This is a genomic window from Gordonia oryzae, from assembly GCF_003797185.1.
In the GTDB taxonomy this organism is placed as follows: Bacteria; Actinomycetota; Actinomycetes; order Mycobacteriales; family Mycobacteriaceae; genus Gordonia; species Gordonia oryzae.
On record NZ_RKMH01000002.1, the window covers coordinates 158,057 to 179,404 of the forward strand.

The 21,348-nt window shown below is 66.7% G+C and carries 17 protein-coding genes and 1 pseudogene; 17 read left to right on the forward strand and 1 reads right to left on the reverse strand.

Annotation, left to right across the window (positions count from 1 at the left end):
* Positions 1–58: 58 nt before the first annotated feature.
* The 16 genes from EF294_RS02720 to EF294_RS21825 all read left to right on the forward strand — a co-directional run bounded on the left by EF294_RS02720 (position 59) and on the right by EF294_RS21825 (position 20,004).
* Complete coding sequence (locus EF294_RS02720; protein ID WP_123925915.1) at positions 59–2,179, forward strand: ATP-binding protein; 2,121 nt, start codon at positions 59–61, stop codon at positions 2,177–2,179.
* 39 nt (positions 2,180–2,218) lie between these two features.
* Positions 2,219–3,364: an acyl-CoA dehydrogenase family protein gene (locus EF294_RS02725; protein ID WP_123925464.1), complete on the forward strand. Its 1,146-nt coding sequence runs from the start codon at positions 2,219–2,221 to the stop codon at positions 3,362–3,364.
* Positions 3,361–3,879, forward strand: coding sequence for a MaoC family dehydratase (locus tag EF294_RS02730; RefSeq protein ID WP_123925465.1), 519 nt, complete (start codon positions 3,361–3,363; stop codon positions 3,877–3,879). The genes EF294_RS02725 and EF294_RS02730 overlap by 4 nt, the downstream gene beginning before the upstream one ends.
* Before the next feature lie 58 nt (positions 3,880–3,937).
* Positions 3,938–4,834, forward strand: coding sequence for an HpcH/HpaI aldolase/citrate lyase family protein (locus tag EF294_RS02735; protein ID WP_123925466.1), 897 nt, complete (start codon positions 3,938–3,940; stop codon positions 4,832–4,834).
* A 31-nt stretch (positions 4,835–4,865) separates the two neighbouring features.
* Positions 4,866–6,542 carry an AMP-binding protein gene (locus tag EF294_RS02740; protein WP_185090926.1) on the forward strand — a complete coding sequence of 559 codons (1,677 nt, stop codon included), beginning with the start codon at positions 4,866–4,868 and terminating at the stop codon, positions 6,540–6,542.
* Positions 6,539–8,542, forward strand: a complete 2,004-nt coding sequence (locus EF294_RS02745; protein ID WP_123925468.1) for an acetoacetate--CoA ligase — start codon at positions 6,539–6,541, stop codon at positions 8,540–8,542. Before EF294_RS02740 ends, EF294_RS02745 begins: the two co-directional genes overlap by 4 nt.
* A gap of 352 nt (positions 8,543–8,894) precedes the next feature.
* Entirely contained in the window at positions 8,895–10,169 is a 1,275-nt protein-coding gene (locus tag EF294_RS02750; protein ID WP_123925469.1) for a DUF5336 domain-containing protein, read from the forward strand.
* Positions 10,170–10,323: 154 nt separating this feature from the next.
* The gene (locus tag EF294_RS02755; RefSeq protein ID WP_123925470.1) at positions 10,324–11,886 is read left to right on the forward strand and encodes a cell division protein PerM; all 1,563 of its coding nucleotides are present in this window, start codon (positions 10,324–10,326) and stop codon (positions 11,884–11,886) included.
* A 148-nt stretch (positions 11,887–12,034) separates the two neighbouring features.
* Complete coding sequence (gene purN / locus EF294_RS02760; protein ID WP_221182438.1) at positions 12,035–12,616, forward strand: phosphoribosylglycinamide formyltransferase; 582 nt, start codon at positions 12,035–12,037, stop codon at positions 12,614–12,616.
* On the forward strand, positions 12,613–14,217 hold the full coding sequence (gene purH, locus EF294_RS02765; RefSeq protein WP_123925472.1) for a bifunctional phosphoribosylaminoimidazolecarboxamide formyltransferase/IMP cyclohydrolase: 1,605 nt from the start codon (positions 12,613–12,615) through the stop codon (positions 14,215–14,217). Before purN ends, purH begins: the two co-directional genes overlap by 4 nt.
* A gap of 69 nt (positions 14,218–14,286) precedes the next feature.
* The gene (locus EF294_RS02770; protein ID WP_123925473.1) at positions 14,287–15,033 is read left to right on the forward strand and encodes a sulfite exporter TauE/SafE family protein; all 747 of its coding nucleotides are present in this window, start codon (positions 14,287–14,289) and stop codon (positions 15,031–15,033) included.
* Positions 15,034–15,499: 466 nt separating this feature from the next.
* Positions 15,500–16,366 carry an ABC transporter permease gene (locus tag EF294_RS02775; RefSeq protein ID WP_123925474.1) on the forward strand — a complete coding sequence of 289 codons (867 nt, stop codon included), beginning with the start codon at positions 15,500–15,502 and terminating at the stop codon, positions 16,364–16,366.
* A gap of 6 nt (positions 16,367–16,372) precedes the next feature.
* Positions 16,373–17,431 carry a taurine ABC transporter substrate-binding protein gene (locus EF294_RS02780; RefSeq protein ID WP_123925475.1) on the forward strand — a complete coding sequence of 353 codons (1,059 nt, stop codon included), beginning with the start codon at positions 16,373–16,375 and terminating at the stop codon, positions 17,429–17,431.
* Positions 17,412–18,263, forward strand: a complete 852-nt coding sequence (locus tag EF294_RS02785; protein ID WP_123925476.1) for an ABC transporter ATP-binding protein — start codon at positions 17,412–17,414, stop codon at positions 18,261–18,263. Before EF294_RS02780 ends, EF294_RS02785 begins: the two co-directional genes overlap by 20 nt.
* Before the next feature lie 240 nt (positions 18,264–18,503).
* Complete coding sequence (locus EF294_RS02790) at positions 18,504–19,457, forward strand: TauD/TfdA dioxygenase family protein (protein WP_123925477.1); 954 nt, start codon at positions 18,504–18,506, stop codon at positions 19,455–19,457.
* 79 nt (positions 19,458–19,536) lie between these two features.
* Positions 19,537–20,004, forward strand: a complete 468-nt coding sequence (locus EF294_RS21825; RefSeq protein WP_246007637.1) for a hypothetical protein — start codon at positions 19,537–19,539, stop codon at positions 20,002–20,004.
* On the opposite strand, the pseudogene EF294_RS22525 reads toward EF294_RS21825, so the two are convergent.
* A pseudogene (locus tag EF294_RS22525) lies at positions 20,005–20,286 on the reverse strand (site-specific integrase); the annotation flags it as partial.
* Between the two features lie 317 nt (positions 20,287–20,603).
* On the opposite strand from EF294_RS22525, the gene EF294_RS02805 reads away from it, so the two are divergent.
* Entirely contained in the window at positions 20,604–21,290 is a 687-nt protein-coding gene (locus EF294_RS02805; RefSeq protein WP_123925478.1) for an MspA family porin, read from the forward strand.
* Positions 21,291–21,348: the final 58 nt, after the last annotated feature.

Below are 21,348 nucleotides of genomic sequence, written 5' to 3' on the forward strand. Positions count from 1 at the left end.
CCGTTCCAGCGCAGGACCGTCCACGCCGAACACGGGGGCGGCCGACCCCGCGGCCGCCGTGGTGAGGCCCATCCGGACGGTCCTCGTCGCCAATCGCGGCGAGATCGCTTGCCGGGTCATCGCGACACTGCGCCGGTTGGGCCTGCGTAGCGTCGCCATCTACACCGACCCCGACGCGCACGCCCGCCACGTCCGCGAGGCCGACACCGCCGTGCATCTGGGATCGCTGGTGGCCCCGGGGGAATCGCGTTCGGCAGGCAGTTATCTGGACATCGCCGCCGTCGTGCGCGCCGCGCAGGCCGCCGGTGCCGACGCCGTACACCCGGGCTACGGATTCCTCTCGGAGAACCAACAATTCGCCGACGCGCTGGCCACGGTCGGCATCGCGTTCATCGGACCGCCGGCATCGGCGATCGCGACGATGGGCGACAAGATCACCGCACGCGCGGCGGTCACCGAACGCGGGGTGCCGGTGGTACCCGGGTTGTCGCGGCCCGGACTGACCGATGACGATCTCATCGCCGCCGCACCGGAAATCGGCTTCCCGGTGCTGATCAAGCCGAGTGCGGGCGGCGGCGGCAAGGGCATGCACCGGGTCGAGCACCCCGACGCCCTGCCCGACGCGCTGGCCAGGGCCCGGCGGGAGGCGTCGGCGGCCTTCGGTGACGACGCGCTGTTCCTCGAGCACTTCGTCGACACCCCGCGCCACATCGAGGTGCAGGTTCTCGCCGACACCCATGGCCACGTCATCCATCTCGGCGAGCGCGAGTGCTCGCTGCAGCGCCGTCATCAGAAGGTCATCGAGGAGGCGCCGTCGGCGTTGCTCGATGCCGCGACGCGGGAGCGGATCGGACAGGCCGCGTGCGATGCCGCCCGTAGCGTCGGCTACACGGGTGCGGGGACGGTCGAGTTCATCGTGTCCGCCCACCGACCCGACGAGTTCTTCTTCATGGAGATGAACACCCGACTGCAGGTCGAGCACCCGGTGACCGAGATGGTCACCGGAATCGATCTGGTGGAACAGCAGATTCGCGTCGCACGGGGCGAGGTGCTCGCGATCGCGCAGGAGGACGTGACGCTGGTCGGGCATGCGATCGAGGCCCGCGTGTATGCCGAGGATCCCGCCAACGGCTTCTTGCCGACCGGCGGCGAGATCGTCTCGCTCGCCGAGCCCGACACCGCGGCCGGCCAAGGGGTGCGGGTGGATTCGGCGATGCTGCCGGGCCTCGTCGTCGGCAGCGACTACGACCCGATGCTGGCCAAGGTGATCGCCCACGGCGGCGATCGCGCGGAGGCCATCGAACGTCTCGACCACGCGCTGAGTGAGACCCGTGTTCTCGGTGTGGTCACCAACATCGACTTCTGCCGCTTCGTGCTGGCCCGGCCGGAGGTGCGCGAGGCTCGCCTCGACACCGAGCTGCTCGACCGGCTGGCCGCCGACTACGCTGCGCCCGAACCCGTTCCGGAGGCGCTGGCGCTGGTCGGTCTCGCCCGAGTCGGCAACCGGCGCGCCGACGACGTGTGGGACAGTCAGGTCGGTTTCCGGCTCGGCGCCCACGCGCCGGTCGTCAGCAGGCTCAGTGCAGGCACCCACCGCCGCGAGGTGTCGGCCGAGGTCCACGGCGCCGACGAACGCTGGATCACCGCCGACGTCACCATCACCACCACACCCGATCCCGACGAGGGCGCCCCGGCCGCGGACGAGACTGGCGCGGACGAGACTGGCGCGGAAGAGAACACGGCACAGCCGTGGACCGCGCACGTGGAATACCTTGCCCAGCACGCCACCACGAGCGACCGGACCGCACGGCTGATCGTCGATGGCATCAGTCAGCAGTGGTCGCTCGCCGAGATCGGCGACCAGTGGTGGGCCTCCGGTCCCGCGGGCACGTGGATCGTCGAACTGACCCGCACCGTCCTCGACGCCGACGCCGGGCAAACAGCAGGCACCATCGTCAGCCCGATGCCCGGCACCGTCGTCGCGGTATCAGCAGCCACCGGCGACGAGGTCGGTGCGGGCACCGCGATCGTGGTGGTCGAGGCGATGAAGATGGAACACACCCTGACCGCACCGATCGACGGGACCGCCACCGTCTCGGTCGCCGTGGGCGACAAGGTCTCCGCCGGTCAGCAACTCGCCCACATCGACAGCCCGGCCCCCACTCCCGACGCCGCATGACAAGCTCGCAGACGTGACGCACGACAAGGACTCCCGCCCATGGAACTGACACAGGAATACACCGATCTCATTGCCACCGTGCGCGACTTCGCGCAATCGGTCGTCGCCCCGGTCTCGGCGAAACACGATGCCGAGCACAGCTTCCCGTACGACGTGATTGCCCAGATGGGCAAGATGGGGTTGTTCGGCCTGCCCTTCCCCGAGGAGGAGGGCGGCATGGGTGGCGACTACTTCGCGCTCGCACTGGCGCTGGAGGAACTCGGCAAGATCGACCAGTCGGTGGCCATCACCCTCGAGGCGGGGGTCAGCCTGGGCGCCATGCCGATCCACAAGTACGGCACCCCCGAGCAGAAGGGGCGGTGGCTCCCGGATCTGACCGCAGGCCGGGCGCTGGCCGGCTTCGGGCTCACCGAACCCGGCGCCGGATCGGATGCCGGTGCCACCGCCACCACCGCGCGGGACGACGGGGACTCGTGGATCATCAACGGCGCCAAGCAATTCATCACCAACTCCGGCACCGACATCACCTCGCTGGTCACCGTCACCGCCGTGACCGGTGTGAAAGACGGCGGCCGCAAGGAGATCTCGACGATAGTCGTGCCCTCGGGCACACCCGGTTTCGTCGCCGAGCCGGCCTACAACAAGGTCGGGTGGAATGCCTCCGACACCCATCCGCTGACCTTCACCGACGTCCGGGTCCCCAAGGAGAACCTCCTCGGCGAGCGGGGCCGTGGGTACGCCAACTTCCTGTCGATCCTCGACGAGGGACGAATCGCGATCGCCGCGTTGGCCACCGGCGTCGCGCAGGGATGCGTCGACGAGAGTGTGAAATACGCCAAGGAGCGCCAGTCCTTCGGCAAACCGATCGGTCAATACCAGTCGGTGTCGTTCGCGATCGCCCGGATGGAGGCGCGCGCCCACGTCGCCCGCACCGCCTACTACGATGCGGCGGCAAAGATGTTGGCGGGCAAACCCTTCAAGAAGGAAGCCGCCATCGCCAAGATGATCGCCAGCGAAGCCGCGATGGACAACGCGCGCATGGCCACCCAGATCCACGGTGGGTACGGCTTCATGAACGAATATCCGGTCGCCCGCCATTATCGGGACTCGAAGATTCTCGAGATCGGGGAGGGCACCACCGAGGTCCAGCTCATGCTGATCGCCCGCGAGCTGGGATTCTCATGAGCGAGAATGCTGAAGCGACGTCGGCGCCGGTCCGGGTGGTGCAGCGCGGACTGTGGTTCGAGGAGTTCGCCGAGGGCACGATCTACGAGCACCGACCGGGCCGCACCGTCACCGAGGCCGACAACGTCCTGTTCACCACGCTGACGATGAACTCCCAGGCGTTGCATCTCGATGCGGCGTGGTCGGCGACGCAACCCGGATTCGGTGGGCAGCGACTGATCAATTCGATGTTCACCCTCTCCACGATCGTCGGCTTGTCCGTCGCGCAGCTCACCCAGGGCACCCTGGTGGCCAATCTCGGTTTCTCCGAAGTCGCTTTTCCCGCACCGCTGTTCGCCGGTGACACCCTCTACGCCGAGACCGAGTGCACGGGCAAACGCGAGTCCAGGTCGCGGCTCGGTGAGGGGGTGGTGCACCTCACCCACATCGGCCGCAACCAGGACGGGGTGATCGTCGCCAGGGCGGCACGCGCGACACTGGTACGCAGGCGCCCGTCGGACTCGTCACCGACCTGAGGCCGAGAAGGACGTCGAGGAATCCGTGCAGGGGACAACCGAGGAGTCGAAGAAGATCATGACCTTGCCAGTGGCGGAATCGTTCGGAAATGCCTGGGCGCCCGCAGGACCTGCGATGCTGTTCTGTCCTGCGGACCGACCCGAGCGCTACCAGAAGGCCGCCGACCGTGCCGATGTGGTCATTCTCGATCTCGAGGACGCCGTCGCCCCGGAGAACCGGGTGGCCGCCCGAGAGGCATTGATCGCCCACCCGCTCGACCCCGATCGCACCGTCGTGCGGATCAATCCGGCAGGTACCGGCGACTACCGGCGTGACCTCGCTGCGCTCTCGGACACCAACTACCGGGTCGTCATGCTGGCCAAGGCGGAGACGGTGGGGTCGGTCACCGAAACCGCGATACAGACTATCGCCTTGATCGAGACCCCCACCGGTGTGGTGCGGGTCAACGACATCGCCGCCGGTGTCAACTGCATCGGACTGATGTGGGGCGCTGAGGATCTCGTGGCCGGGCTCGGCGGCAAGTCAAGCAGATTCGGCCCGGACGAGCCGCGCTCGGGCACCTATCGCGATGTGGCTCGTCATGCGCGTTCGGCGGTGCGACTCGCAGCGGCAGCCAGCGGCAAGTTCGCCGTCGACTCGGTACACATCGACTTCCGTGACATCGACGGACTTCGCGACGAGGTGACCGACGCCGTCGCTCTCGGATACGCCGCCACCGCCTGCATCCATCCCTCCCAGGTCGAGATCATCCGCGCCGGCTATTCGCCGAGTGACGAGGAACTCCAGTGGGCACGGCGAGTCATCGATGGTGCCGCCGAATTCGGGGGCGGCGTGTTCAGTATCGACGGACAGATGATCGACGGCCCGGTGTTCCGTCAGGCCGAAGCCGTCCTTTCGCGTGCGGCCGCTTCAGCGGCGTCGAGTACCGAGGCTTCCCCCGCACCGACCACCTGAGTACCCGCCACATCGGAGGAAAGTGATCACCATGACCGAATCGGTTTCCACGCGAGACGACTCCGAGCTGAGTTGGGCCCGGGGCGACGCCGCACCGCCGCTGCTGACCGAGACGATCGGGGCGACGCTGGCTCGCGTCACCGAACGCCACGGTGACCGGATGGCCCTCATCGACGCCCCGACCGGCGCCCGGTGGACCTATGCCGAGTTCCGCCGTGACGTCCTCGCGCTCGCCGCCGGACTGTGCAGACTCGGCGTCACCGCGGGTGATCGGGTCGGCCTGTGGTCGCCCAACCGGGCCGAATGGGTCCTGACCCAGTACGCGACCGCCGAGATTGGGGCAATCCTGGTCAATCTCAATCCCGCATATCGACAACACGAGATCGAGTACGCGCTCACGCAATCGGGTGCCAGTGTGGTGGTGGCGGCCGAACGATACAAGGACTCCGACTACGCGGGCATGCTGGCCGCGGCACGTCCGGCCGCGCCCGACCTGCGCGAGGTCGTGCTGTTCGAGAGTTCGCAGTGGGCCGAGCTCACCGCGCCACCCACCGCGGACGAACTCGCCGCGGTCGCCGATCGGGCTGCCGGGCTCACCTCCGATGACCCGATCAACATCCAGTACACCTCGGGGACAACGGGATTCCCGAAAGGTGCGACGCTCTCGCACCGCAACATCGGCAACAACGGGTACCTGGTGGGCGAGCTCCTCGACTACAGTGCCGACGACCGGATCTGCATTCCGGTGCCGTTCTATCACTGCTTCGGCATGGTGATGGGCAATCTGGCTGCCACCAGTCATGGTGCGACCATGGTGATCCCGTCGCCGACCTTCGATCCCGAAGCCGCCCTGCGCGCCGTCGCCGACCACAAGTGCACGAGCCTTTACGGCGTGCCGACGATGTTCATCGCCGAACTCGCCCTGCTCGATTCGGGTGCCGAATTCGATCTGTCGACGCTGCGTACCGGCATCATGGCGGGCTCGCCGTGTCCGGAACACGTCATGCGCCAGGTGGTCGACCGTATGCACATGGGGCAGGTGTCGATCTGCTACGGCATGACCGAGACCTCACCGGTGTCGACACAGACCCGCATGGACGATCCGCTGGAACTGCGGGTCGGCACCGTCGGTCGGGTTGGTCCGCATCTGGAGATCAAGGTGATCGACCCGCTCACTGGAGAGACGTTGCGACGCGGCGAGACCGGTGAATTCTGCACTCGCGGTTACAGCGTGATGAGTGGCTACTGGAATCAGCCGGACAAGTCGGCCGAGGTACTCATCCCCGAACCGACCGATCCGCAGGGCTCACCGTGGATGCGGACCGGTGATCTCGCGGTGATGGATCCCAACGGATACGTCCGGATCACCGGGCGCATCAAGGACATGGTGATCCGCGGTGGGGAGAACATCTACCCCCGCGAGATCGAGGAATTCCTCTACACCCACCCCGACATCCTCGATGCGCAGGTGATCGGTGTCCCCGACGAGAAGTACGGAGAGGAGCTCATGGCGTGGATTCAGCTGCGTGACGGCGCATCCGAACTCTCCGCCGACGACGTCCGCGAGTTCGCGACCGGCAAGATCGCCCGCCACAAGATCCCGCGTTTCGTCCACGTGGTCAAGGAGTTCCCGATGACGGTGACCGGCAAGGTCCGCAAGGTCCAGATGCGCGAGGAGTCCATCGAGATCCTCGGAACGCTGCGATGACCGATGGTGTCGGGTCGGTGATCACCACCGACAAGCGTTCGCAGATGGCTCGATTCGTCGACGCGGTCTCACGGCAACACGGCATCGACGTGTCCGGCTATCCGGCGTTGTGGGCGTGGTCGACGAGCGAGCCGGCCGCGTTCTGGCGGTCGGTGTGGGAGTTCTTCGAGCTCTCCGAGGTCGCCGGTCCGCTCGCCGACGGTGACGTCGCGGTGCTGGCCTCACTCGACATGCCCGGCGCCCGTTGGTTTCCCGAGGTGCAACTGAACTACGTCGATCAGGTGTTGCGGCACGCCCGCGCGGTCGGGACCGGAGCGGCCGCCGATCGCGCGGCCGTCGTCGGTATCGGCGAGAGCGGTGACCGGACGGCGATCGCGTGGTCGGAGTTGCCGCAGATGGTCGGGGCACTGGCGGCGACCCTGGCCGATCTCGGAGTCGGCGTCGGGGATGTGGTGGCCGCGTACCTGCCCGACGTTCCCGAGGCGGTCATCGCGTTCCTCGCGACCGCGTCGCTCGGTGCGATCTGGTCGGGGTGCGGGCAGGATTACGCCCCCGAGGGGGCCTCGGCCAGGCTCGGGCAGTTGCATCCCAAGGTGTTGTTCTCGGCCGACGGATATCGCTACAACGGCAAGGACATCGACAAGACTTCCGACAGTGCCGAGCTCGCCGCAGCGCTGCCCGAGCTCACCGGGCACATCGTGGTCGGCGGTACCGACCACCGCCCGGAATCGGGTCCGCGGGTTCTGTCCTACGCGAGCGCCATCAGCGGTGCGGCCACTGCGAAGCCGGTGCCGGTGGCGTTCGATCATCCGCTGTGGGTGTTGTTCAGTTCCGGTACCACCGGTCGGCCCAAGGGCATCGTGCACGGCCACGGCGGGGTCGTCGTCGAACATCTCAAAGCTGCTGCGCTTCATGCCGATCTCGACGAGTCCGACGTGTTCTTCTGGCAGACGGCGCTGAGCTGGATGATGTGGAACTTCCAGGTTGCCGGTCTGCTGTGCGGCTCGACGATCGTCTGCTACAGCGGTTCTCCGCTGTACCCCGACGCGGATCGGTTGTGGCAGATCGTCGCCGCGGAGAAGGTGACCTACTTCGGTACCAGCCCCGGACAGCTGCAGGCCTCCCGCAAGGCCGGGCTCGTGCCCGGGCGCGATCATGATCTGTCGGCACTGCGGACCATCGGCAGCACGGGGTCGTCGCTGGCCGGCGACCTCTTCGAGTGGATCGACGACAATGTGGCACACGGACTCCCGGTGTCCTCGATCAGTGGTGGCACCGATGTGGTGACCGCCTTCGCCGGCGGCTCGGTCGGCGAACCGGTGGTTCCGGGGGAATTGTCGGTCCGCTATCTCGGTGTCGCGCTGCAGAGTTGGGCACCGGACTGCACCCCGGTGATCGACGAGGTGGGCGAGATGGTGATCACCACCCCGATGCCGTCGATGCCGGTCGGATTCTGGAACGACCCCGACGGATCTCGTTATCGTGCCGCCTATTTCGAGCACGAATGGAGCTCGGTCGGGCCGACGACGCCGGTCTGGCGACACGGCGACTGGGTGACCGTCACCGACCGGGGATCGCTGATCATCCACGGCCGCAGCGACGCCACGTTGAACCGACACGGCATCCGAATGGGATCTGCCGACATCTACGAGGTGGTCGAGAGCATCGACGAGATCGCCGAGGCGTTCGTCCTGGGCGTCGACGGCCCCGACGGCGCGTACTGGATGCCGCTGTTCGTCACCCTCGTCCCCGGAGCCGAACTCGACGACGACCTGCGCACTCGGGTGGTCAGCGAGATCCGGTCCCGGCTCTCGCCACGCCACGTGCCCGACGAGCTCATCGTCGCCCCGGCCATTCCGCACACCCGCACCGGCAAGAAACTCGAGGTGCCGGTCACCTCGGTCCTCGCCGGCCGGTCGGTCGACATCGATCCACGATCGGTCGACGACTACTCGCTGATCGCCTGGTACGAAGAGCAAGGAGCGAAACACCCCTGGTGACGGGTTTTCGTCGTGATCAACAAGGTTGTCGAGGTTCCCTCAGCGCCGACACCCGTCCACCTGGTGGTCGAGGTGTGAGGAGCGAGAGCGACGCGCCTCGTGACTCCTTGTGTTGCCGCTGGTTCCGCCTCGTAGCCTGAGTTCTCGCAGCCCGGCCCCGACCCCGCCGACCCTGTCGTTCATCCAACCGACAACCGGCCGCCCGCCACCTCCGGTTCATCCACAACCGGGCACGGGACTCTGGGGTGAGTCCGCGCTATGTACTAGCGTGGTCGGGTGAGTGCGCTCGGGGCGCGACAACTGTGCGCGCCGGGGGAGGCGCGACATGACACGTATTCGGCAGGAGAATCACATGAGCTACCAGCCAGGAAGCGGCTACGGGCAGCAGCCCGAGTCCGGACAGACCCCGCAGGGAGCGGTCTATTCGCAGCCCGGCCAGGCATCCTCGCCGCAGGGCTACCCGCAGCAGCCGACCTACGGTCAGGGCTACGGCCAGACCGCCGGCCAACAGGGTTACGGCCAACAGGGCTACGGTGACCAGTCCGCCTACGGTCAGCAGGGATACGGCCAGCAGTCGGGATACGGCCAGCAGGGCTACGGATCAGGCCACGGGCAACAGGACTACGGGCAACAGGGATACGGCCAGCAGGGATACGGCCAGCAGGGATACGGGCAACAGGGATACGGCCAGCAGGGCTATGGCCAGACGTATGGCCAGCCCGCCGCACCCAAGCAACCGTTCGCAGGCGTCCCGCCGATCGTGGCACCGGTCCTCGCGGCCACCATCGGTGTGCTCGCCGTCGTCCTGCTCTTCTGCGGGTTCGCGGCCGGTTACACCATCCAGGGAAGCGTGGCCAGCGACACGCAGAAGCTTTTCGCTTCCGATCTCAGTGCCGCATACGTCTTGGTTGTGGCGACCGGGTTCCTCGCGTTCACCGGGCTGATCAAGTCCTACCGGGTGGCGCCGATCGTCGCGGCCGGGGCGACCGCCGGAGTGCTGCTCACCATCATCATGTATTCCGGTGCCGATCTGGACGAGTCCAGCAACTACTCACGCGGCCACGGTGCCGGCGCGATCATTCTGCTGGTGCTCTCGATTCTGATCTTCCTGCTCGCCATCGGTTGGTTGCTCGTCGACCTGGGTGTCGTCAAGACCGCCGCCGCACCCGAAACCGGTACCCCGGCGCAGACCACGGACCCCGCGGCCGCCTCGACGCCGGCCGCCGCCGCATACGGCTACGGCGCCTCCAGTGCGGGGGTCACCTCGCAGGCACAGGGCGCCGCCTCCCAGCCGGGCGCGACCGCGGTGATCCCGGGCGCGACCCAGGCCACGACGGCCTACCCGACCGTGGGCACCGCATCGTCGGGTGCCTCGGCCGCCACCGCTCAACCGTCGGGCGCCACCGCTCAACCGTCGGGCGCGCAACCGTCGGGTGCCCAGCCGGCTGCGCCGAGCTATGATCCGTCGTCGTATGCCGGATACGGGCAGGGCGCGCACGCCGCTCCGTCGGCCGGGGCGGCTCCCGGGGCGACCGCGGCGGTCCCGCAGGCCGGATCCGAGGCCGTCGCCGGATCCGAGAGCACTTCGATCTTCCAGAAGCCTGAGCCCCCGCAGGCCAACAGCTGACGTCAGCGCCTCTCTCGCGCAGATCTGGCAGAGGGTTCGCCGTGAGCGCTCCCTTCTGCTAGGTCTGCGCGCAGAGCGTGCGTTTGATCGCTTTCTGACTCGACTGCGGCGCGTCTGCGACACCACGCACGCCCCACATGCCACGCTCGAACCAATGTCCACGCTGAGAACAGTTGCCTCCGCCGACAACCTCGCGACCCGACTTCGCGACGCTCGGCGGGCCCGTCGCGCCCATCATGGCCGCACTGAACGTGGCCCGCGCGAGCTGATCCTGATCGCGTTCGCCGTACCGGTCGTCTCGGTCCTCGTCGCCCTGGTCATCATGTTGGCGGTGCTGATGATGGCCGGCAGCGGACTGTCGGGAATCGGAACTGCCGTCGCCACCTGCTGGCTCGCCGTCAACCAGGTCCCCGTGAGCATCGCCGGGGTGAGCATAGGCATCCTGCCCATGCTGCCAACCCTGCTCGTCGCCGGCGGAACCGCAGCGGTGGTGGCGTCGAGTTGCCGGTCCCGTCACACGCTCTCCGAGTACGTCGCCGTCGGCGCGTCGGCCATCGCCGGTGCGCTGCTGATGACGGCCATCGCGCTCGCCGTCGTGATGGACGGCTCATCGGTGCTGCCCATCCAGAGCCCCAACGCGCTCGAGGCGTTCGGCCTCACCCTCGTTGTCCAAGGTCTCGCCGCCACCGCCGGGGTCGTTCTCGGCAGGAGTGAACTGGTCACCAGCCGCCTCAGCACCGCCGACCGCCGCGGTATCCGCTACGGATTCGCGGCCGTGCTCGCACTGTTCGCCGCAGGTGGCCTGCTGATCCTGCTGCGGTTGATCCTGAAATTCGACGCGCTACGCGATCTCGTCTCCGGCGGCTACGACTTCGACGGCTACCTGGGACTCACCCTGCTGTCGGTGCTGTACTTGCCCAACCTGATCATCGGAGCGGCCGCCGTCCTCGTCGGTTCCGAGGCGCACGTCGGCGCAGCGTCCGTCGATCTCTTCGCCGCACGCGGCGGATCGGTGCCAGCTCTGCCGGCACTGGCCGTTCTGCCTGAGCACACGGCGTGGTGGGCGGCGTCGGGGCTGCTCGTTCCACTCGTGATCGGCGGTGTCGTGGCCTGGCGTTGCCGCACCGCCGACCCACTGCGGTACGCGCGCTCGATCGGCATGGCCGCCGCCGTCGCCGCGACAACGATGGTGGTGCTCGGCTGGCTGGCCGGCGGCGCGCTCGGGGAGATCGGTGCCGCGGGTATCACGCTGGTTACCGCCGGCGTGTACACGCTGGGGTGGATCGGGTTGTCCGGACTCGTGATCGGCCTCGTCCTCAACTTCCGGCCGGCACTGCGCTCCCGCACATCAGCAGTGGCCGGTCCCGACCCCGACACCGATGACGGCGACTGGCTCGACATCGTCGGCGCAGACGATGACGCGACAGACGAGTACACCGACGACTATCTGGCCGACGGTGAGATAGATGACGGCTACGTTGAGGACCCTCTCGTCGACGGCGACCTCCACGGGGGTGACGCCGAATACGACGGCGAGGACACAACCGATGCCGATGGTGCGGCCGGAACCGACCCCGCAGGCAGCGACATCGACGCGACGCCCACAGCACGCCCGCACCAGACCCGCGCAGCGCGGATCGACCCCGACGACCTCGACGATCCCGATGAGGCATGGACGTTCGACGACGCGGATGCCGTGACCCGTACGAAACGCTGATCGTCGTTTCCGGCGCGTTTGCCTCTGCCCGAACACGGTGGCAGTTGCCGCCCCGACGCCGTCGGTCTGTGACCGGCCCACTAGGCTCGCACGTGTGACTGGCGCTCTCTCCGACACCCCGACCGCCGATCGTGTGGCGATCGTCGTCATGGCATCGGGGACGGGATCGCTGCTCGAGGCCCTGCTCTCCCGCGCCGCAGAACCGGGGGCGCCGTTCGTCGTCGCGGCCATCGCCGTCGACCGGGAGTGCCGCGCCGCGGCGATCGCGGCGCGTGAGGGCATTCCGCTCATCATGTGCAGGATGGCCGGGTTTGCCGACCGCGGGGAGTGGGACGCTGCGCTGACTGCGCAGGTCGCCGAATCCGCGCCGGAGTGGATCGTGACCGCCGGATTTATGAAAATCCTTGGTCCCCAATTCCTTCGACGCTTTGGCGGACGGATAGTGAACTCGCATCCCGCGCTGCTGCCGGCGTTTCCCGGCGCCCACGGGGTCGCCGACGCTCTCGCCTACGGGGTCAAGGTCACCGGCACGACGGTGCACCTGGTTGACGAGGGCGTCGACACCGGTCCAGTGCTCGCCCAGGTCCCGGTTGTCGTCGAGGATGGCGACAGCACGGATTCTCTGCACGCACGTATCAAATCGGTCGAGCGCGTGTTGCTCGCCGACGTGGTGACGGATCTCGTCACCCGAGGAGTTGTCATCGACGGACGAAAGGCCCACATTCCGTGAACGCACCCAGCACCGACGCCTCCCGCCGCCCCATTCGCCGGGCTCTGGTCAGCGTCTACGACAAGAGTGGGCTGGCGGAGCTGGCGACCGCACTCCACGGCGCCGGAGTGGAGATCGTGTCCACCGGGTCGACCGCGAAGACCATCGCCGCACAAGGTGTCCCGGTGATCGAGGTATCGGAGGTGACCGGATTTCCCGAGTGCCTCGATGGCCGGGTCAAAACGCTGCACCCCTCGGTGCACGCCGGTATCCTCGCCGATACCCGCAAACCTGCTCACGTCGATCAGTTGACCGAATTGGGGGTTGCGGCTTTCGATCTCGTTGTGGTGAATCTCTACCCGTTCACCGATACCGTCGCCTCCGGTGCCGGTCCGGACGAGTGTATCGAGCAGATCGACATCGGCGGTCCGTCGATGGTGCGCGGCGCGGCCAAGAACCATCCCAGCGTGGCCGTCGTCGTCGACCCTGACGATTACGACGCCGTGCGCGCTGCCGTGACTGACGGCGGTTTCTCGTTGCGGCAGCGACAAGAACTGGCAGCCAAGGCTTTCCGGCATACCGCCGACTACGACGTGGCGGTGGCCTCGTGGATGTCGAGCGTGGTGGCCCCGCCTACGGTGACTACTGAGGGTGAACACGAGTCCACCGGAACCGGATTTCCCGAGTGGGTCGGCGCCACCTGGGCGCGTTCGGCGGTGCTGCGATACGGCGAGAACCCTCATCAGGCCGCGGCCTTGTATCTATCGACCGCCGACCACGATGGCCTGGCGTCGGCAGAACAGCTACACGGCAAGGAGATGAGCTACAACAACTACACCGACTCCGACGCGGCGTGGCGAAGTGCGCACGACTTCGACGGGCCGGCCGTGGCGATTATCAAGCACGCCAACCCGTGTGGCATCGCAGTCGGCGCCGACATCGGCGAAGCGCACCGGAAAGCGCACGCCTGCGACCCGGTCAGCGCCTACGGCGGGGTGATCGCCGCCAACCGCGAGATCACCGTCGAGATGGCCGAACAGGTCGCCGAGATCTTCACCGAGGTGCTCATCGCCCCGGGATTCGCCGACGGCGCGTTGTCGGTGTTGCAGCGCAAGAAGAACATTCGCATCCTGCGCGCCGTCCCGCCCAAACGCGGCGGAATCGAGACGCGGCCCATCTCCGGTGGTCTGCTGATGCAGGACCGCGATATCCTCGACGCTTCCGGCGACAACCCGGCCGCATGGACGCTGGCGGCCGGTGCCCCAGCCGACGAGGGCTCCCTTCGCGATCTCGAATTCGCCTGGCGCGCCTGCCGTTCGGTGAAGTCCAACGCGATTCTGCTGGCCAAGGACGGCGCCTCGGTGGGTGTCGGCATGGGTCAGGTCAACCGAGTGGACTCGGCGCACCTCGCCGTTACCCGCGCCGGCGAGCGGGCAGCCGGCAGCGTGGCCGCCTCCGACGCGTTCTTTCCGTTCCCCGACGGCCTGCAGGTGCTGATCGCCGGTGGCGTGAGCGCCGTGGTGCAGCCGGGCGGATCAATCCGCGACAACGAGGTCATCGAGGCTGCCAACGAGGCCGGCATCACCCTGTACCTCACTGGTGCACGGCATTTCGCGCACTGACATGACGCACGGTCGGCGCCAGGTGCCGTCGACCGGGCGCTTCATCTCATTGAGCGTGCCCCACGGCCGATGAGTATCCTCGACCACCTCCTGCTTGCTGCCGCGGGGTTCGGGGCGGGCCTCATCGGGTACGTCACCGGCCTGGCGTCCGTGGTCAGCTATCCGGCACTCCTGGTGGTGGGCCTGCCGCCGATAGCGGCAAACGTCACCAACACCGTCGCACTGGTGTCGGTCGGGATCGGCAGCCTCGGTCAGTCCGGGCGCGTCCTGCTCGACGGCGACCGCTGCCGCCTCGTCGTCGGGGGCGTGGCCGCACTGATCGGCGGCTCCGTCGGCGCGGTCGTTCTGCTCCTCGCGCCCGCCGATAGCTTCAAGGTCACGGTGCCCTACCTGGTGGCCATCGCGTCGATTGCGCTGCTCCTGCAACCCCGGCTGCGTGACCTGGCATCCCACCACGTCGACCGGCCCTGGATCTGGTACGTCGGCTTGGCAGTCGTCTCGATGTACGGCGGGTACTTCGGCGCCGGCGCCGGAATCATGCTGCTGGCACTGGCGCTCATCTTCACCAGCGAATCACTCTGGCGGGCAACGCTGTTGAAATCGCTGTTCCTCGGGATCGCCAACTTCGTGGCTGCACTGGTGTTCGCGGTCTCGGGTCTGGTGCACTGGACGGCTGCGCTGGCTATGGCGATCGGTTGTCTCGCCGGTGGCTGGTGTGGGCCGCCGACCGTGAAACGTCTACCGGCGGCGCCGCTGCGGATCGCCGTCGGGATCGCCGGACTCGGCCTGGCGGTCTGGCTGGGCGTCGACCGATAGTCGCACCGCATGCGGGTGGCACACACCCCCTCACGTGGGTGCGCCTCACACTCCTGACGAACTCGGACGAACCTCCGGTCGCCCGCCGGGACGTCGATCACTTCGCCGCCGACCCCGATGGTGGCGAGGGTGTGTCTCCCAATTCTTCCGCGAGGGATTGGCGCGGGCCGCCAAGACCCGCAAAGGGAATTGGGAGACACACCCTAGTTCCCAGAAACCGCGATACGGCCTCTCGGTTGCCGTCGACCACCAACTCGGCGATGGGAGCGGCCACTTCCAAGGACACCAGGGCTCCGAATATCCACCGCCGACGGGTCCGTCTGCTATGGCAATGTCGCACTTGAGAATCCACGGGACAAGTCGCGGATTAGACCATTGGGGTGATCGCAGAGCAACCCGATCGGCGCTTCTCCTCAGGGTGAGGGAATCTCTCGTTCGGTCGTCGGGATGCGAATATACAGTGCTGATGACCTTGTTCGTGGACGTCACCCCGCTGGAGCAGGGCGCGGAAACCGAGACCGGGCGACGCAACGGCCGATCTCGCTGGAGCGAGGTGGGGCTCCAGGTGGGACTGCCGCTCCTGTCGTTGGTCCTGTTCCTGTTTCTGTGGCAGGTTGCCGCGGTCAGCGGGGTATGGAGCGAGGTCTTCGTTCCCCGGCTCGGCACCGTGTGGCACGCATTCCTCGAGATGTCGACGACCCACGACGGTTCGATCGGATACGCGGGCTACTACTGGTGGGAGCACCTGTATATGACTCTGCGGCGAGTATTCGTCGGCGTGGTGGTCGGCGTCGGCGTCGGGGTCGCTCTTGGGCTGGTGATGGGCTCGATCCCGGTGCTCCGGCGAGTACTTGAGCCGTGGCTGACCTTCTTGCGTGCCCTTCCGCCGTTGGCGTACTTCTTCTTGCTCGTCATCTGGCTGGGGATTGACGAGGCGCCCAAGATCACGCTGCTGGCACTGGCGGCCCTGCCGCCCGCGGCGGTCGCCACGACAGCGGCTGTCGGGGCGGCACCGGTCGCGCTCATCGAGGCGGCTCGTGCACTCGGAGCCTCCCGCCGTGACGTGTTGCGCGACGTCGTCTTCCCCGCGTCTATTCCTGAGACCTTCACCGGCATAAGGCTATCGGTGGGCATCGCCTACTCGTCAGTGGTTGCCGCAGAACTGTTCAACGGCATCCCCGGCATCGGCGGTGTCGTCAAGGACGCAAGCAATTACAACAACACCCCTGTGGTGCTCGTCGGTATCGCTCTGATCGGGTTCTCCGGTCTGGTCATCGACGGTGTCCTGCGGGTCATCGAGCACCGTGCGGTGCCCTGGCGTGGAAAGGCCTGACCTCACATGACAACTCATCGTCGACGACCGCTGCGCGCGGGACCGGTCCTGCTCGCGACACTTGTTGCAGCTCTCCTGATGGTGACGGGCTGCTCGGTCGACCGCTCCGGTCAGGACTCCGGCAAACCCACGATTCGTATTGCCTACCAGTCATTCCCAAGTGGTGACCTGATCGTCAAGAACAATCGTTGGCTCGAAGACGCCCTGCCGAACTACAACATCAAGTGGACCAAGTTCGATTCCGGTGCCGACATCAACACCGCGTTCATCGCCAAGCAGATCGACTTCGGCGCCATCGGGTCCAGTCCGGTCGCACGAGGACTGTCGGCACCACTGAACATCCCGTATCAGGTGGCGTTCGTCCTCGACGTCGCCGGCGACAACGAGGCCCTCGTGGCCCGCAACGGCACCGGCATCAACACCGTCGCCGATCTGCGCGGAAAGCGGGTGGCCACGGCGTTCGCCTCGACGGCGCACTACAGTCTGCTCGCGGCACTCGCGCAGGCCGGGGTGAACCCCGCCGACGTCGACATCATCGACCTGCAGCCGCAGGCATCGTTGGCCGCGTGGCAGCGCGGTGACGTCGACGCCGTCTACACCTGGCTTCCCACGCTCGACGAGCTCCGCAAGACCGGTAAAACTCTCATCGCCAGCCGGCAACTGGCCACCGCCGGCAAGCCGACCCTCGACCTCGGTGTCGTGGCAACCCAATTCGCCAAGGACAACCCGTCGGTCGTCGACACCTGGCGCAAGGTGCAGGCCCGCGCTCTCGCGCTGATCCACGACGATCCGCAGGCGGCAGCCAAGGCCGTTGCGGCGCAGCTGGGTACCACGCCCACCGACGCCGCCAACCAACTCAAGCAGGGAACCTTCCTGACCGCTGCCGAGCTGACCTCACCGACCTGGCTGGGCGTCGACGGACAACCGGGGAATCTCGCCGAGAACCTGCACAGCGCAGCGGAATTCCTCGCCGCGCAACAGCAGATCCCGAGCGCTCCGCCGTTGTCGACCTTCCAGCAGGCCATCTACACGAAGGGGCTACCCGGTGTCCTCTCCGCGCAATGACGCCGTCGTCGAACACAGCCCTGCCGTGTCGGTTCCGGATTCGGAGTCGTCGGCGGCGATCGCACTGAGCAAGGTGGTGCAGACCTATGGCAGCAAGGCCGACCGGGTCACGGCGGTGGGGCCGGTTGACCTGCGCGTCGATCCGGGCGAGTTCCTGGTTCTGGTCGGTGCTTCGGGGTGTGGCAAATCCACTCTGCTCAGGCTGATCGCCGGATTCGAGACGCCGAGTGCGGGGCGGGTCGCGGTGGCCGGCGACGCCCCGATACCGGGAGTGAGTTCCGGGGTCGTCTTCCAGCAGCCACGGTTGTTCCCGTGGCGCACCGTCGGGGGCAACGTCGACCTCGCATTGCGCTACGCGGGGGTGCCCAAGGCACAGCGTGCGGCGCGACGCGACGAACTGCTGCGCCGGGTTGGTCTGGGTGATACCGCTGATCGCCGGATCTGGGAGATCTCGGGAGGACAACAGCAGCGGGTCGCGATCGCCCGAGCACTGGCGGGTGAGTCCTCGTTGCTGTTGCTCGACGAGCCCTTCGCCGCCCTCGACGCGCTCACCCGCGAGACGCTGCAGGAGGACCTGCGATCGGTCAGCGCGGATCTGGGTCGCACGAATGTCTTTGTTACCCACAGCGCCGATGAGGCAGCCTTCCTCGGCTCGCGCATCGTGGTCCTGACAGCGCGGCCGGGCCGCGTCGCCCTCGACATCACCTCGCCGATCCCACGACACGGCGTCGGTCCCGCGGAGATTCGCGATTCACCGGAGTACACGCTGCTGCGCGCTCAGGTTGCCACGGCGGTCAAGGAGGCAGCGGTGTCCGGGGCGGCACAGGCATGACCGGCCGGGCGAGGCGATGTCGGGTGTGATCGAGTGATGGACTCGTGCCGGTTGTACTCACCATGCGGCAAATCCTGGGTAAACCCACCGCCGGCCACTACACAGGTGACATGACCGGAACCGCCACCGCCGGCCTCGTCGGCCACTCGATGAGCTACTCAGACGGTTCGCACCATGGTTCCCCGCCGGTGGTACTCGGACCCCGCATCTCACAACACGATCCGAGTAGGAACTCCACCGATGACTCTGTCCACTCCCGGCCCCTTCACGCCTGAGCACGCCCTTTCCACGCCCGCACTCTCCACTGCCGACCCGGCGGGTACCGTCGCCTCCGGCGTCGAATTCGACATCGACAAGTTCGGTCCCCATTTCGGGGCGGAGATCGGTGGTGTCGACGTCGCGTCGGCCACCGACGACGAGGTCCGCGCCATCCGCGCTGCTCTCATCGACTACAAGGTGATCGTGTTGCGCGGTCAGAATCTCGACGACGCCGCACACATCGAATTCGGTCGGCGCCTGGGAGATGTGACCGCCGGGCATCCCGTGTGGAACAGCGGCGACGTTCCCGCCGAGGTCTACTCGCTTGACAGCGCCGACCACGGTTTCGCCGACGTCTGGCACACCGACGTGACCTTCATGCCGCGACCGCCGATGGGATCGATACTGCGCCCGGTGGTGTTGCCGCGCTGCGGCGGTGACACCAACTGGGCCGACGCCGAGCTGGCCTACCGGTCGCTGTCGCAGCCGATCCGCGAACTCGTCGACAAGCTGTCGGCGGTCCACGACGGTAGCCGCGAGTTCGGCTACTACCTCAAGCAGCGGCGCGGCGGACACGGAAACATCTGGGACGGAGAGGAAGTCACCGACCTTCCGCCCGTAACCCATCCGGTGGTGCGTGTGCACCCCGAGACCGGGCGTAAGTCGTTGTTCGTCAACCCTGGCTTCACCTCGCATATCGAGGGTGTTTCCGATGCGGAGAGCCGCGGCATCCTGGACTTGCTGTATGCGCACCTGACCAAGCCTGAACACATCGTTCGCCATCGGTGGCGGCTGGGTGATCTGGTCCTCTGGGACAACCGGAACACCCTGCACTACGCCAACCGTGACTATGGAGGCAATCGCCGTGTGATGCACCGCATCACGCTGCGTGGTGACGAGCCGATCGGGCCGCGAGCGAGTTGGTCGCTGGTCTAGATCGCTCCTTCGAACGCGCGCGATGATGCGGCCGGCACGCATTCGTTGAAGCTGCGGGTGGGCGCCAACGGCGTCGCTGATGGCCTCGGCGGCAATCCTGGCGATCGGCGCACCCGCGCTTACCGACACCCCGGCAGTGCCACCGACGTCGTCGATCCAGGGCGACCTGCATCTGACCCCGACGATTCGGGTCCTACGTATCGACGCCCAGGGATCGCGCACCGCGGGCGCAACCACCGGCACCTACACAGCGACCCTGTTGGGCGCAGTGAATCCCACTCCGATCCAGGTTCGCTGTCCGGTGACCCGTATCAACGTCGACGGGAACGCCCCCTCACTGATCTATCCGATCAGTGATATCCGCCCATTCCGGCTTCCGGCACGACGGTCGACGTTGCTCCACATGCGCGAGGAAACTATGACCACGGCGAGGCAGCCGCGACGGATTGCGCGTCAACACCAAATCCTGCGGCCCCCGTCCTTCAACGCGGTGATACTCATAGAACTCCCGGACCGCGGCATTGACCGCCTTGACCGTGCTCGCTGAACGCCCCTCACCCCGAGTCGGTAACGGCGGCAAACCCGCCACCAACGCGCCAACGAAATCGCACAGAGAGTCAAACTCCACAGTGTCCCAACCGATCCCGCGAGCATCGAGCCATCGATAAAACAAACTCAAATGACGTGCATACGACCGCACCGTGTTCGATGACCGCCCAACCGCCCGCATCCAATGCAGGAACTGTTCGACCTCGGCAATCGGCAACCCCGCATCATCGACCACCGTCCACGACTCGCACCCATGGTCAACCACCAAAACCGCCCGCATCGCCGTGCCTCTCTAGAGATAACCGTCCCGACAGGACCATAAACACACCCACCGACAGGGAGCCTCGACACTCCCGGCCGCCTGCGCCAAGAGACCACAGCCTTACGGGAATCACGACCACGAGATGGTCGTCGCGTTACAGGTCCTGGGTGTGATTTCGATCACCGGACTTGAGAGCCGCGATTGTCTGAACTGGGAAGATGCACCAGAGCGACCCAATCATCCAATATTCGGGTTGTTGAAACCAATGTTTGCTGCTGTGATTTTGGCACAGCGTTCATTCAGATCGCCCTAGCTAGTCGGAGGAGTCGCCACCAATGAATCGTCACACGATCTTCACGGTTATCAGCTTTGCACTTGCGGTAGTGAGTGTCGTCAGTGCTTTGTGGTCCGGAGCTGGTGACGCGGCTGCGACGACCCACCCGACCCGCGATGGGCACACCATTTACCTCGACACGTACTCGGCACGGGCCACAGCAATAGGATCGGTCGACGCGTTGTCGCGCGAAGCGCTGCTCTCGGCCGATGTCCATGCAGCTGTTCGTGGCATCAAAGACGGTGAAGCTGTGCGCGCCACGCTCGAAGTCGGTTACCAGATCGGCTACCCATTGTCGTTTGCTCCGTCAGGAGTCAAGGTGACCGCGCACACTCCCGAGCTCAAACTCAATGCCGGAGTGAATGCCAAGATTGCTCCAACCGTGAATATTTCCTCCGGCGGAGGTGGTGGATCGATCGGAGAAGTCGGTGGCGAACTGGGTGCCGAAGCGACAGTAATTCCATCGGCTGACCTGGAGTTCGAGGTTGGTGCGGGCAAAGTCACAACCGTCACATTGGCCGAGATCGCTCTGACGCGCCCCACCGCAGACATCGTGCTCTCCGACATCCAGTTGTCGATGTCGAACGCGATCGGCGCCGTTCAGGTCCGTCCGTACGCGAAGATTTCGGTCACCACTGACACCGGCATCTATGTCTTCACGCAATATGGCCGCCAAAAAGCGATCTAGCCAAGCCGCACCGACTGGCGTCCCCAGACATCAACAAGCCGAACAGAGGTCTACAGAA

Bases quoted from the DNA above. Each gene is read 5' to 3' on its own strand.
- EF294_RS02805 (WP_123925478.1), top strand. From the start codon at position 20,604: ATGAATCGTCACACGATCTTCACGGTTATCAGCTTTGCACTTGCGGTA.
- EF294_RS02730 (WP_123925465.1), top strand. From the start codon at position 3,361: ATGAGCGAGAATGCTGAAGCGACGTCGGCGCCGGTCCGGGTGGTGCAG.
- EF294_RS02740 (WP_185090926.1), top strand. From the start codon at position 4,866: ATGACCGAATCGGTTTCCACGCGAGACGACTCCGAGCTGAGTTGGGCC.
- purN (WP_221182438.1), top strand. From the start codon at position 12,035: ATGGCATCGGGGACGGGATCGCTGCTCGAGGCCCTGCTCTCCCGCGCC.
- EF294_RS02790 (WP_123925477.1), top strand. From the start codon at position 18,504: ATGACTCTGTCCACTCCCGGCCCCTTCACGCCTGAGCACGCCCTTTCC.
- EF294_RS02755 (WP_123925470.1), top strand. From the start codon at position 10,324: ATGTCCACGCTGAGAACAGTTGCCTCCGCCGACAACCTCGCGACCCGA.
- EF294_RS02745 (WP_123925468.1), top strand. From the start codon at position 6,539: ATGACCGATGGTGTCGGGTCGGTGATCACCACCGACAAGCGTTCGCAG.
- EF294_RS02780 (WP_123925475.1), top strand. From the start codon at position 16,373: ATGACAACTCATCGTCGACGACCGCTGCGCGCGGGACCGGTCCTGCTC.
- EF294_RS02775 (WP_123925474.1), top strand. From the start codon at position 15,500: ATGACCTTGTTCGTGGACGTCACCCCGCTGGAGCAGGGCGCGGAAACC.
- EF294_RS02770 (WP_123925473.1), top strand. From the start codon at position 14,287: ATGAGTATCCTCGACCACCTCCTGCTTGCTGCCGCGGGGTTCGGGGCG.
- EF294_RS02750 (WP_123925469.1), top strand. From the start codon at position 8,895: ATGAGCTACCAGCCAGGAAGCGGCTACGGGCAGCAGCCCGAGTCCGGA.
- EF294_RS21825 (WP_246007637.1), top strand. From the start codon at position 19,537: ATGGCCTCGGCGGCAATCCTGGCGATCGGCGCACCCGCGCTTACCGAC.
- EF294_RS02735 (WP_123925466.1), top strand. From the start codon at position 3,938: ATGACCTTGCCAGTGGCGGAATCGTTCGGAAATGCCTGGGCGCCCGCA.
- EF294_RS02725 (WP_123925464.1), top strand. From the start codon at position 2,219: ATGGAACTGACACAGGAATACACCGATCTCATTGCCACCGTGCGCGAC.